Annotated in this window: 10 protein-coding genes; all 10 read right to left on the bottom strand. The window is 62.7% G+C overall.

The window, feature by feature from the left end; translation table 11 throughout:
- Positions 1-147: 147 nt before the first annotated feature.
- The 10 genes from NKJ75_RS06785 to NKJ75_RS06740 all read right to left on the bottom strand — a co-directional run bounded on the left by NKJ75_RS06785 (position 148) and on the right by NKJ75_RS06740 (position 12,458).
- Positions 148-816 (bottom strand): hypothetical protein, encoded by a 669-nt coding sequence (locus NKJ75_RS06785; protein ID WP_352499471.1) that lies wholly within the window; start codon positions 814-816, stop codon positions 148-150.
- Positions 817-960: 144 nt separating this feature from the next.
- Entirely contained in the window at positions 961-1,110 is a 150-nt protein-coding gene (locus tag NKJ75_RS06780) for a hypothetical protein (protein WP_352499470.1), read from the bottom strand.
- A gap of 206 nt (positions 1,111-1,316) precedes the next feature.
- Complete coding sequence (locus NKJ75_RS06775; RefSeq protein ID WP_352499469.1) at positions 1,317-1,814, bottom strand: hypothetical protein; 498 nt, start codon at positions 1,812-1,814, stop codon at positions 1,317-1,319.
- A 10-nt stretch (positions 1,815-1,824) separates the two neighbouring features.
- Entirely contained in the window at positions 1,825-3,006 is a 1,182-nt protein-coding gene (locus NKJ75_RS06770; protein ID WP_352499468.1) for a peptidoglycan-binding protein, read from the bottom strand.
- A gap of 133 nt (positions 3,007-3,139) precedes the next feature.
- The gene (locus NKJ75_RS06765; RefSeq protein WP_352499467.1) at positions 3,140-3,787 is read right to left on the bottom strand and encodes a hypothetical protein; all 648 of its coding nucleotides are present in this window, start codon (positions 3,785-3,787) and stop codon (positions 3,140-3,142) included.
- Complete coding sequence (locus tag NKJ75_RS06760; RefSeq protein ID WP_352499466.1) at positions 3,784-4,269, bottom strand: hypothetical protein; 486 nt, start codon at positions 4,267-4,269, stop codon at positions 3,784-3,786. The genes NKJ75_RS06765 and NKJ75_RS06760 overlap by 4 nt, the downstream gene beginning before the upstream one ends.
- A gap of 3 nt (positions 4,270-4,272) precedes the next feature.
- A complete protein-coding gene (locus tag NKJ75_RS06755) occupies positions 4,273-7,782 on the bottom strand; it encodes a phage tail protein (RefSeq protein ID WP_352499465.1) in 3,510 nt (1,169 codons plus the stop codon).
- Entirely contained in the window at positions 7,782-8,624 is an 843-nt protein-coding gene (locus NKJ75_RS06750) for a phage/gene transfer agent baseplate hub protein (protein ID WP_352499464.1), read from the bottom strand. The genes NKJ75_RS06755 and NKJ75_RS06750 overlap by 1 nt, the downstream gene beginning before the upstream one ends.
- A complete protein-coding gene (locus tag NKJ75_RS06745; RefSeq protein ID WP_352499463.1) occupies positions 8,621-9,232 on the bottom strand; it encodes a DUF2460 domain-containing protein in 612 nt (203 codons plus the stop codon). Before NKJ75_RS06745 ends, NKJ75_RS06750 begins: the two co-directional genes overlap by 4 nt.
- Positions 9,222-12,458: a tape measure protein gene (locus NKJ75_RS06740; protein ID WP_352499462.1), complete on the bottom strand. Its 3,237-nt coding sequence runs from the start codon at positions 12,456-12,458 to the stop codon at positions 9,222-9,224. Before NKJ75_RS06740 ends, NKJ75_RS06745 begins: the two co-directional genes overlap by 11 nt.
- Positions 12,459-12,485: the final 27 nt, after the last annotated feature.

The raw sequence follows: 12,485 nt of genomic DNA, 5'->3' as shown, positions 1-12,485 counted from the left end.
CCCTGTCCACGCCACGAATTGACAGGGTTTCGAGCTTTCCCCTACCCCCGATTCCAGCCAGAAACGCAAAAAAGTTCCCCACCGACCCGAAGGTCAGTGGGGACAACGGGGCATTGGGGAGGATGAGTGGTTCAGTGGGCGAGCGGTTTAAGGCCTGATCATGCGCCAAGCGTCGAGCCGCTCCTCGAGGCGCCGAATTTCCGCCTTCATGTCAGCAAAGGTGTCGCGGCCATTGCCGAGCGACGAGGCGAAGCTGGTCAGGTCGCCCCGGATCTGATCGATCTGTCGCTGAACGTTCAAATTCGAAGCGGCTTGGGTCTCGCGAAGGTTGGCGATATCGTGATCGCGGCTGAGGTTCTTCTCGCCCCATTCGTTGCGTCCGACAGTGGTTGCCCGCAAGTCGATCAGCGCGGCTTCGGATCGAGCCCGGTCTTCGGCGCCGCGCGCGGCCCGCCAGTCCATCTCCTGCCTCGAGACGGTGCTGGCGGCGAGCGCCTGGATTGACTTCTGCGTTTCGACGATAGCCGCCTTCATGTCGAGGCTGGCGTCTCTGATCGGCGTCAGTGCCTGGGTGACGAAATAGCCGAGGACGCTCGACGCCACGCCGATGGCGAGGAAGATGACCGGCCATTGCGTCTTGTTCCGCTCGGCCAGGTTGTTGGACAGCGCCGCGATCGACTGGTTGATCTGGCTAAACCCGGAGCGCATCTCGACTTCGACGTCGTTGATGCGCCTGCCCATATTGGTGACGCGCTCGCTCATCGCACCCTGCGAGGGGTCGGCAAATTGCCGGGTCATGTCGTCGCCATTTGTCATGTCTTCCGCCATTAGGTTGACGCCATGTCTGTAAACGAGTTGGAAACCGCTCGCGCGGCATTGTCAGTCCCGGCCATCTATTGATCCCCCGCGATCAGTGGTGGTCAGGGTCGGCTTGCTGCTGGAACAGCTTGCCGGCCCGCTTCAGTATCGAACCACGCCCAAGAGTAGCAGGACGATCAGGATGATGAGGATCGCGCCGTAGAACCATTGGCGCGGCACGCGTGATCCGAACAGAAGGTCGGCGAAGAACGCGATCAAGACGATGAGGAGGACTTGGAACTGGGTCAGCATGGGGAATCTCCGTTGAGACGCTTCATTTCACCAGCGCCTTGATGGTGACGCCCTTGGTGTGGTTAAGGCGCCGGCACGCGCTGAAGGTCGCGCGGTCCCGGGCCCAAAGTCGGCTTGCCTCATCGTCGGGCAAGAAGCGGTGAGGAACATCGACCAGCTGGCCACATTCGCGCATCACGCTCGGATCGACATGGCTTTTCGGCTGGTCAGCGACCCACGGCGTCGATGCCGATTGACAGCCTGGCGGGGATGCCGCGCCGAGACTTGCAAGCGCCAGCAGTGTCACCAGCCGCACTCGGGCCATTGTCTTCGTCCTTCTGTTGCCGGATGCGGTCTTCGAGATCCGCGATGCGCAGGGTGTCGGCGTCGGCCTGGTCGGCGAGATCCTGTGCGGCGGCGTCGATCTCGGCCTGCTTGGCTTTTGCCTTAGCCGCCGCGACGATCTCAGCGCGCCGCTGCTTCTCCTGCCAGACCAGGCGCTCGTTCAGTTGACCGGCGGCGTATTCGCGATCGACACGGCCGTCGACCAGCGAGGCCAGCGCCGGCCCTGCATAGGGGATGTAGCGCAGCGGCCCGATCGGCACGCCTTCGTAAAAGAAGACGATGCCGCCGGCGACGACGAGCGGCAGGCCGACGCGGGACGTCATGAAAGCCCAGACTGGGCCGAGGAACGCCAGCACGGGAGCCAAGAGTGCGAGGATCATCTCCGCACCATCAGCGCCGCTCGCCGTTCTGGAAGGCTTCAGTCGCCTTCTTGGCTCCATATTGCGAGCCGACATAGAGGACCGCGCAGACGCCGACGAATGCGCAGATCCACACCCATCCGGGTACGTCGCCGATGAAGTCCTTCACCGGCGCAAGGTAGCCGACGGCCGGCGTTGCCTGATTGAGCAGACCGACGCCGCCGACGCCTACGCCGCCAGCGCCGGCGCCGAGCCTGGTCCACCAGTGAACTCGAGCCTCCGGGATCTTGCCGGCAACTTCGGCAACCGTCGCATTGGCGCGCTCTGGTGCCATCTTCCGCGGTGAAGCGGTTGCCAGCGCCGTGAGGAACGCCTCATCGATCGTGTCATTCGGCGTGAGGCCGTCGGCATCGTTCTTGAAACTCAGGATCGAGCCGCGCGTCAGCGGTCCCATCTTGCCGTCGGAGTCGCCAGGATTGTAGCCGAGTTCCCGCAGGCGGTTCTGGACGGCCTGGATGGTTTCCTTCGTCGGAGGATCGGGAACGACTGGAATAGGGTCAGCGGCGGCCGCGGGAGCCGACAGCAGGCCAAGCGCCTTGCTGTCCGGCCAGACCTTCTCCGCCTTAGCCAGCCATGCACGCTGGTCGGCCAGGCCGGTCGTACCGCCGTTCACTGCCTTGCAAACGCCAGTTGTGTCGTTCCTGTCGGCCCGCGAGTTGATGTTGCGGTTCTTCCAGAAAATCGTCGCGGCCTTGAGCGCGCCGGGAAAGGTGCGCAGCAAATCTGGCTGCGATACGACTGGCACTCCGGTATCGTTCTCGACCTCTTCGAAATTGTCGCGGCCGGTGGTCTGGAGGATGCCGCTGCCACGGAAGGCCCAGCCGTCGCCGGGCTTCTTATTGCCAAGCCGGCCGCCGTAGACCTTCTCCGCCAGCATAGCCGGGTTGTTGGCGTAGGGCTTTGCCGCGGCGATCGTCGGGAATCGCTTCGGCCACACCTCAGTCATCCGCTTGGCGCTATAGGAGAGATTTTCCTCGAGGAGGCGCATCCCGCCGGTCTCGACGCAGACGCGGGCGAAGAAATGCCGCAGCCGGATCGGCGTGTTGATGCCTGCCTCGTCCAGCAAATGCTGGTTGGCGACAATGCCGGAGATGATGGCTTTCGATGCGTTGGGCGCGAGCCGCGCGAGATCAGCGGCCAGGTTTCGGGTCATGTGTGTGCCTTTCCGTGATCGCGTAAGTTGCATTGTTCGAATAGCGGGGGCAGTGTCGCGCCGGGTTGACGCCTAGTCGGCCAAGGCCCGGCACCCGCTCCCCCGTCAAGGAAGCTCGAGCCGGGCCGCCCGTTTAGCTCGACAGCCCCGGCAGCGCCGCATAGGCAACAGGGGCCATCAGCGTGATTGAGCGAATGAAAAATCCTTTGTAAGAAGACCCGTCATTTGGCCCACCGAAAGACGCGATCTCCTGTGGGTCAAGACTTTGAGCGGATGCGTCGGTAACGACAGCATTTCCATCGGTCGAGACGGACAGAAGACTATCCGTTCGAGTCAAGGCGACCTTGTGGACGCCTGTCAGATAAGCCCCGGTGTCGAATATCTCTCTGATGGTTGAACCCGTGTCATAGGCGTCAATCGTGCCAGAGCCGGTATTGTCGATCGCAAAGTGGTGATGGTTGCCGCTCTCCCAGATGTAGATCAACTCTGTGTAGTCGACGCCTGATAACTCCTCCCATTCGATCACAATCGTCCAATCCACCGTGATCAGGTCGATGAGCAAATCCCCGATAGCCAAGACGCCACCGGCGACATCGTTGTCCAGAATTTCAAGCCCGCTGGCGCCGACGCGAGCCGGCTTGTCAACGATGTCGGCAATCGCGACTGTGCCAGCATCCTTGGTGTAGACCTCGTTGAGAAAATCGAGGCTCCACGTCCCGATGCCTACGGGAGGCGGTCCTCCGCCCGTCGCCAGGATGAACGGGTTGATCATGAAGCTCATTGGTAGACGCCGATCAGCGTGACCTTGAGCCCCTTGGCATCGGTGCCCGCGTCATCGATGTCGATGGTGATCTTGTCGCCCTTGGCAAATGAGGTGGTCGACAGGACGGCAGCCGTTCCGGTCAGGCTGGTGTTTTCCGTCGCATCGATCGAGGGCCTGGTGGAAAAGATGGCCACCCCGGCCTTTTTGACATTGACGCGCACGATGCCAGACGAGCTCGGATCGGACAGCCCGATGAACACTTCCGACAGGGTGACGGCCGCTTCCATATAGAAGGTGATCTTGGCTGCCCCGGTCGTGATGTCGGACGTCTCGTCGCTCACGGCGATGGTCGAGCGGTATTTCTGCGCTACGGCTTCAAGGGCGGCAACCCTGCCGTAGAGCTCGGTGAAGTTGTCGTTGATCATGTCCCCGCCGGCACGCGCCTTCGTCCCGGTCCCGTCGTTCGCTGACGCGCCGAGGCCAATCATTTGCTGTGCCATGAGCTATTCCTGATCGAAGGTGAGGGTTTCGCTGTCGAAGGACCAAACATCGGAATCGAATGACGGCACAAACCCGCTGTCCAGAATGACGTGAGCACGCGCCTCATAGCCACGGCCGGCGACTGGCCGCTCCTGCCCGGGGACAAGGATGTCGAGCGCGCTCATCATGAAGACGCGGAAGGACAGTTCTGTCGGCGGATCAGAGCCGAAGTCCGTCACCACGTCCGCGCTGGCGTAATGGACGCTCGCTACCGTCGAGGTGAGCGTGCGCTTGTAGGTCGCGCCGGCGTAGATATCCCATTCGAAGGCGAGCGCCGCCTCGCCATGGTTTGCCGGGTTCAGTCCGGCAGCCAGCCTCGAGCGATAATCGGCCGAGAGATCGATGCCGTCCGGCGAGCCGGCCACCGCATCGAGATTGACGCAGGCATAAGGCGTCTCGGCGGCGCCAAGAATGAGGTTGCCCTTGACCACGCCGGTTGTCGGATCCTGGCCGATGCCGATCGCCTTGTAGAATTTCGTCGCGCCCAGGTCGGTGAGCGGTTGCGCGACCGACTTCAGCCATTCCGGCTTGATCATGACGAACACGTCGCCGACCTGGTGGCGGGAGGCAAAGACCTCGGTGCCGCGATGGCCTCGGATCGTAAAGCCGGACAGGGTGAAGGTGCCGTCGCCGTTGTCGATAGCAGTCTTGTAGCCGACGCCTTCCCATCGACCCTGCTTGCCGATGAAGGCAAAGTTGTCGCCGGCAAGCACCTGGTCCTCGGTCTTGTCGATGAGAAGATCCATGCTGCCGGCCGTGCGGCGAATGATAACCGTCGAATCGTCCGTCAGCGCGAAGGGATCGAGCGGGCTTGCCAGGACCTCGGCGCAGACACCGACGACGCCCATATGCGGCGCCTGCGTCAAAAGGGCAGAGAGTTGCGAGGCGATGTCGCCGCGGTAAAGCACGCCGCCAGCCCAATTCGTCTGGCCACGGCCGGCGAGGACGCCGTATTGCCGCAGACCCGCGCCGCCGAGATCATCGGCATAGCGGAACAGCGGGACATCGAGATGGATGTATTGCGTGGCCAGGCTGACCGGCACGAGATCCTGGGCGGCGGATGAGACCGGCGTGACCGTGGTCGCGACCCTGGTCTGGAAGTCGAGGGCGACGATGTTGGCAACCATGCTTCGATCGGTCGCTACGCTGTCGATCTGGACCGTATAGGTGACCTCGCCAGAGGGGACCGACACAACATCGCCAGGCAGATATTTCGGTTTTCCGGTTACCGAGAACGCATGGTTGCGACGCTTTGCCTGCAATTCGAAGAACTTCTCGATGACGAAGGTCTGCGCGTCGAGATCGGTCAGCACCAGCGGGCTCGAGTAGCGCTGCGTCCTGATTGAGTTGTTGATTGCCGGCATGGCGAATGATGCCGGTCGCGCGGTATAGCCTTGGTCCTTGGAGATGTATTGAAGCTCGACCCGCGTCACGGCACGGATATCGGCGTCATCATCGCTCTTGACCGCCTCGGAATCGCCGAACACCAGGTCGTCAGTGGTGATCACATCATCCAGGGAGAAAGTGGCGTCTCGACCAGGCTTCTTGAAATAGTAGCCGTTGCCGGTGTCGGCGAATGAGAAGCCATAGATTTCCTTGATCGACTGCACCACGGTGCGCACGTTCGTATCGTTGACGATGCCGACGCCGTAGCCGGAAAGCCCGTCCAGTCCTTCGAAGGTGAGTTCAGAGGGCCCGTATTTGCTCAGCGACATCACCTTGGTGAGCATCGTCTGGAGAGAAATCGCGCCCGGCAGCGTGTTCGCTTGACGATGCACCGTCCACACGTCGTCACCAGTAGCGCTCATGTAGCGGGCATTGCTCTGGTCGACGATGATCTCGCCGAGCCTGGTGCCGTCGGGAGCCACAAGGTCGCTCACAAAGAGCGAGAACGTCTTTCCCTTTATGTCGAGCAGAACGACATCGTTGCCCGATGCTGTTTCCAACATCGCCACGAAACCGGGGCGGCTGATCATCCGGTCGTGGAAGATCGGCACCAGCGCGGAGACGTTCGAGTAGCTTTTGGATGCGTTGGCATCGAAGGTGTCGACAACCGAACCATCCTCGGGATCGATGTATTTGAAGCGGTTTATCGGCCCGGCCAGGCGATAATTGACAACAAGATACCCTGTTGCAGGATCGAACCAGAGGACATTGACCGATAGGTCGATGACCCCCGTCAGGCTGCCCAAAAGGACGGCAGACCAGGCATCGCCATCGAACCTCAGTTCGTGAATATCGATATCCCCGGACAGGCTGGCGTTGGCCGAAAAGAACGAGGTGAAGCCTGACGTCACCCGGCCTTTCACCGCGACATAGGTGTTCGGCCCGTCGGGCAGGATGTTTGCGACATCGAGCGAGCCGACCGCAGGATCAAACACCGCAGCCATGCAGTTTGGATTGTCGTCAAGGCTTTCGCCGAGGAATACCCATTTCTGCCCGATCTGCTGGCCGGTGAGCCAGAACATGTTGACGGTGTCGATATAGGAAGCGAGCAGATGGCCGGTGACCGCCTCGTAGACTGCCGTCAGCCGGTTCGGCACGTCGAGCGTTTCGAAATGCACGAAGACAAGGCCGCTGCCGTTCATGGCGATCGGCACGCTCAACTGGTAGTCGACCGAATCCGATGTGTAGGGCTCGGATCCCTCAAGCGGGACGCGATACAGCTCCTGCCGGGAATCGACATCGAGAACGGCAAGCCAGACGCCGGCCAGCCCCGGAATGTCGGTCGGCTCGAGCAACTGGTAGATCACGCCTTCGGCAGGGTCATAAGCCGAGCCATGCGGGAAGGCATCGATCAAACCGCTTGGTGTCTCGCCTGACCAAACGATCTCGCCGCCGGCTGGCGTCTCGGTCGCATTGTTGGAGATCACGGCCCTGACGGTCGGCGGGCTGGTTGCCTGGAAGCCATCGAGATAGAGCATGGCGAAGTTCTGCCATGCGCCCGCGTTGGCACCGATGGCCTTGGCGGTGATCGGGTCGACAGCGGTATGATTGCCGCCATAGAAGCGGAAAGTGGACGAGGCGCCAATGCCTTTCTCGGCATCGTAGACGACCGCATCGTCGACCATCAGCCGGACCAGTTTGTAGCCGTCGCCGAAGGGATCGTAGGCCAGCAGATAGCCCATCGACGCGACCTGGCTGGCGCCCAGGATCGGCACCAGCGCGATACGGGAGAACGGGTCGTTGTTCAGCCAGCCCGTGCCTCCGACGTCGCTCAGGCCCTGCAGCGAGGTCAGCTTGACCTGCGTGTAGCCGGTGACGCTGGTGATCGTGGCGGCGCCGCCAATGACCGGGATGCCGTCGACCGGATAGGTTCCGACAACGATCGGGATCTGCCGTCCAAGCACAGAACTGAACGAAAAGGTCGCCGCGGCCGAAACCGGCTCAGGTGCCTTTGCTGCCTCCTCGGAACCCCAGCCGCCCCAAGACGATCCGACGTTCGACGAGCGTGGCGTTGCAAACCAGACCATCAGCCGGCTCCCTGCACTTCGGCCGGCGTATAGTCCTGGCCCGGGAAGCGGTTGACGTTGTTGTGGAACTTGCAGCCGCGAGCGCCTGAGCGAGACTGATCGCAACCGTCGCTGATGGTCAGTGTGTCGCCGACTTCGATGTCGAACGGCGCGCCATTGACGAGGTCGACAAGGGAGGTGCCCGGCGTCCAGCTGCGCGCCCAATCTTCATAGCCGTCGTTGGCGCCCGAGGTGAAAACCACCTTGCCGTGGGTGAAATTGAGACTGGCGGGATTGGTCACGGCGATGGTGAAGCGGCCGGCGTCCGTCACCGTGACGACAGTTGCTGTGAGCGTCAGGGGAGCGAGATCGACCCCGCATTGGTCACCGCCGAACTGGAACGAGCATTTCGGCTGCACCGTGAGCAGGAAGATGTCGGCCAGCGCATCGCCCTTGGTGACCACCTCGATATTGCCGACGAGCCGGTCCGTGAACTGCGTCTTGCCGACAAAGCCGTCGACGAGGATCTCGCGGTCGGATGGGTTGAGCGAGTTCGCCAGCCAGCAGGTGATCGCGGCGCCGCGCCAAGCGCCTCGCTTGATGTCGTCGGCGAGCAGCGGGCCCACGCTGTCGAAGGGCAGCGTCAGGTCGATGCCGGCCGGGCGACCGCCGCTGGCAACAGTCCATTTGCTGACATTGAAGCCTGGCGATTTCTGGAAGACGTCAGATACGGTGAGATCGGCGTCCCAATCCGTCATCCTGACCGTGCCCTTGATAGGGCTCACCAGCTGGATCAGAAAGCAGCGGGTGACCTCATTGCTGGCCAGCATCGCAACCAGCGTCGGCGACCAGTCATCCCTCATGGGATATCCTCTATTGCCTGCAGATCGTCGATGTTGAAAAGGTCAGGGCGCATGTTGGGGATCGACGGCTCGAAGCGATCGCCCTCGAATGCGACCGGCACATAGAAGTCGCAGGAGATCGTGATCACCGCGCCGTCGGCAGGAATGTTGCCGCCAGTGAAGGTGATCATGCCGGTGGCGCCGACCGTGTAATGCGTCGTCAGGGTCTTCTCGACATCATCGACCTTGACGACGAGCGTGCCGGCCTTGATGTGGCGGATGACGCGAACATACGGGTTGTTGCCTGCGGTGTAGGTCTTTGTCGCCTGGAACGCCGCCTGCACGCCGTCGCCGAGGCCGATCTGCTCGTCGATCAGACGGAAGTCGGCCCAATCCTTCATCAAGAAGACCTTGAAGTCACCGCGGCGGTCGTAGAAGAAGCTGCGCAGGCTGATCAGCATGGTCTCTGGAATGTTGCGCTGCGACCATGCGTAGTAGTGCCGAGCGACGGAAGCATTGGGCAACCGCGTCGTGCGCTGACTGACCGAGCGGACTTTCGTGGTGATGAAACGCGGGCCGCCCTTGAAGCCGATCGAGACGTCGTCCGGCATGATGACATTATCGACCACGCAGCGACCCCAATGCATCCTGCAGGCCGAGCGCCGTCTGGCGGCGCAGTTCGGCCTGGCTATCCCTCGACGGCTCTGCGCCGTCCGACCGGATGGTCTGGCTGAAATAGATGTTGATTTCTCGGTCGTCGCCCGCAGCGGTCGGGTCCGAGCGCCGATCTTCGAACTGGTCAGGTCGAGCGATGATCACCCTTTCATCGGGGCTCTTGAACAGTTCGACCTTCTCGGTGTCGCCGTTGCCTGGACCCATGATGCCGCCGGTGGAGAAGCCGTAGACGGCCCGATGCGCGATCTGCTGCGGGGTTGCTGACAGGCCCTGAGCGCCATAGCCAATGATGCCGCTGACGTTTTGGGCATTGGACTTGGCGGTCGCCAACGCCTTCAGATAAGCCGCATGTAGAGGGTCTGTATCGGCTCCAGACGAGGAAGCCCCGCCGCCGTATGAAGATCCGCCGCCGCTGCCACTGCCGCTATAGCTGCTCGACGCCCCCCACTTCTCGACGCCTTCGAAGGTCTTGCGGGTATTGGCTTCGATGTTCATAAGAACCGTCCACATGCGATCCTGCTCGCGCGTGGCCTCCCGGCCGGTGAAGCCGGATTGCGCGCTGGCGAGCGCCACCGATTGGGCGTTCGGAACGACGGTGCCGGCCGACTGTGGCATGACGAGTTCGGGGCCATGCTCGCCGACCCAATAGGGCGTGTTGGGCGAAATCGGGCCGCCGGCGGCGCGGGCCGGATACATGGCGTTGGCGCGGGCGAGCAGAGCCGGATCTTGATAGCTGGTAGGCTGGACGTAGCCCCACGAGTTCGTCGACGTATTGTAGATCGGCGTCGAGGAGACTTGCCGGTCGGTGCTGGAGAAGCGCGTCACGCCAACACTGGTGTTGCCCGGTTCACCGTAACCACCCATGCTGCCATAGCCGGTGCGCGGCACGGAACTTGCCGAGAGCGATGGGCCAGCGCCGCCGCCCATGCGCGTCACACCAACCGTGCTCAAACCGCCGCTGCTGTTTGGAACATTGTAGAGCGATTGCGTGCCCGAGCCGACCTGGCGGGTGACGACGGTGATGGTGACGGTCTTGTCCTTGATGCCCTGAATGGTGGAGTTGAGATCTTTGGCGTTGGCCTTGAGCTTGTCTGTCTGCAGCTGTGCCGTGATCAGCGCGTCGATGAACTTGTTGACTGCGGCTTCTCCAAAGCCTTGCTGAATGAGGCTGGCGCGCACCATCTCGATGTTGTCGCCGACTGACTGGACGGTCTGGCCGCCCGCGCGGAAGGACTCGAACAGCCGGTCGACCGAGTTCGCGGCGCCGTCAAGCAGCTGCTGGGCATTGGCGATGTCGGAGGTGTCGCCGAAGAAATCGGCGATCGAGCCGGCGCTGGTTGCGCCCTTGATGGCCTTCTCCCAGGCTGCCAGTTCGGTCGTCGTGTTGCGCAGTTCGGCGTTATAGCCGAGCAGGGTTTCGAGGTTGGCCTGGTTTGCCCGCTGCATGGCATCGGTCGCCGACATCACCACGCCGGCGGCATTCTGCACGTCTCCGAGCACACCGCCAGCGGCCTGGCCGATCTTGGGCATGCCGGAGGCCACGTCGCCGAAGCCGTCCTTGGCAAGATTGAACAGCGACGTCGCCGAAGAGATCGCTTCAACGCCGGTATTGGCGGCAGCCTTGGTTTCGGCTGCGGCCTGAATGTTGAGCGCTTGCAAGGTGCGGCCGAGGCTGTCGAAATTCTTGCGGGCTTCAGCGAGCCTGGCCGTTGCCCCGGCGAGCGGATCAGGCGCGCCCTCGAGCGAGGGAACGCTTTCCTGCAGCATCCGCCGATATTCGAGTTCGGCTTCGGCACGCTGCAGCATGGCGCCAGCTGCCGTGAAATCCGCCCTCGCCTTCTCCAGGACCTTGTCGGTCGCCTTGGCTGTCGGATCGATCGACTGGCCCATGGCCTCGTTGACCATCTTCTGCTGTTCGGCATAGAGCTTGGCCGTCTCGGCTGCGGACTGGTAGCTCTGGTAGATCTTGTAGACGCCGAAACCGACCGCGGCGATTGCGACGACCGGCCAGCTGATAGCGCCGACAATCGCGCCAGCGGTGCCGGACGCTATCCCCAGGAGGCTCATCGACCCTTCGGCGGCGGCGACCGCGACAGACAAGCCGTAAAGCGCCTCCGCCCCGGCAACAGCCCACGAAGCGAGTTTGTAGCTGATGAGCAGCTGGATCGCCGTGCCGAGCAGTCCGACATGGTCGGCAAGCACGGTCGTGACGTTGACGACGGCGGTGAGCGCATCGAACAGCGACGCGCCGACCATTTGGATGAAGTGCTGGAAGGCCGGGTTGTTGATGGCGACGATGAGTTTCTCGATCGACATGCGGAACGGATCGGTCGAGCCCTTGCCGAGTTCGAACAGGTTGCCCCAGGCATTGCCGAGGGCCTGGAGCGCACCGCCCAGCGTTTCGCGCGCAGCCTTGGCCGAGCCGCCGAACTGGTTTTCCAGTTCCTTGAGGATCAGCACCTGCGCGCCTGCGACGTCGCCGGTCTCGACCAGGCTCTTGATCACCTCTTTCTGCGAGGCGGTGAACTGGACGCCGGCGCGGCTGAGCGCGGTCACACCCAGGATAGGATCGTTGAGCGCCTTGCCGACCATGATGGTCGCGCCCTGAAGGTCCTGCTTCATGGCTGTGGCCATGTCGAGGATCGCGTCGGTCGCCTTGTTGAAGGTGTCGCCCCTGATCTTGGTGAAGGTCAAGAGCAGCGCCTGCGAGGACGTGACGGCGTCGTCTTCGTAGGCCGTGATCCTCTGCAGCGCGGCGGCATGCGCGTTGAGCCCGTCGACGCTCTGGCCGGCAACGTTGCCCGTCGAGCGAAGCGCGGCGGCGAGCTGCGTCTGCGCCTTCTCGGAATCGACCGTGTTGCGGATGAATTGCGCGAAGGCAAAGGCCGAGCCGAGCGCCAGTCCAGCAGCACCCGCAATGGCAACCAGGCTGCGATATGCCGACCCGGCGGCGGTGACCGAGCGGCCGAGCGCATCGGTCGCGCCGGCGGCGCGCATGGCCGACCCTTCGACGGCACGTCCGGCAAGCGCTGCCTCGTTGCCAAGGTTGCGGAACGAGCCGGATGCCTGCTTGTCGAAGGCCTGCGCACGCCACTTGGCCTCGTCGAAGCCCTTGTCGAGCGGCTTCAGATCAGCGCGGACTTCCACGCTGACGCTGCCGACAAGACCGGAGACTTCCATGAATTTGCCTCGCAAAAGAGCGTGCGC

The sequence above is a fragment of the Mesorhizobium sp. M0058 genome (assembly GCF_040323095.1).
Taxonomy (GTDB): domain Bacteria; phylum Pseudomonadota; class Alphaproteobacteria; order Rhizobiales; family Rhizobiaceae; genus Mesorhizobium.
The sequence above is the reverse complement of the archived record's forward strand: the minus strand, read 5'-3'. Positions and strand labels throughout refer to the sequence as shown.

Excerpts from the sequence above, each read along its gene's own strand:
- NKJ75_RS06750 (WP_352499464.1), bottom strand. The coding sequence starts at position 8,624 with ATGAGGGATGACTGGTCGCCGACGCTGGTTGCGATGCTGGCCAGCAAT.
- NKJ75_RS06760 (WP_352499466.1), bottom strand. The coding sequence starts at position 4,269 with ATGGCACAGCAAATGATTGGCCTCGGCGCGTCAGCGAACGACGGGACC.
- NKJ75_RS06780 (WP_352499470.1), bottom strand. The coding sequence starts at position 1,110 with ATGCTGACCCAGTTCCAAGTCCTCCTCATCGTCTTGATCGCGTTCTTC.
- NKJ75_RS06765 (WP_352499467.1), bottom strand. The coding sequence starts at position 3,787 with ATGAGCTTCATGATCAACCCGTTCATCCTGGCGACGGGCGGAGGACCG.
- NKJ75_RS06775 (WP_352499469.1), bottom strand. The coding sequence starts at position 1,814 with ATGATCCTCGCACTCTTGGCTCCCGTGCTGGCGTTCCTCGGCCCAGTC.
- NKJ75_RS06785 (WP_352499471.1), bottom strand. The coding sequence starts at position 816 with ATGACAAATGGCGACGACATGACCCGGCAATTTGCCGACCCCTCGCAG.
- NKJ75_RS06770 (WP_352499468.1), bottom strand. The coding sequence starts at position 3,006 with ATGACCCGAAACCTGGCCGCTGATCTCGCGCGGCTCGCGCCCAACGCA.
- NKJ75_RS06740 (WP_352499462.1), bottom strand. The coding sequence starts at position 12,458 with ATGGAAGTCTCCGGTCTTGTCGGCAGCGTCAGCGTGGAAGTCCGCGCT.
- NKJ75_RS06755 (WP_352499465.1), bottom strand. The coding sequence starts at position 7,782 with ATGGTCTGGTTTGCAACGCCACGCTCGTCGAACGTCGGATCGTCTTGG.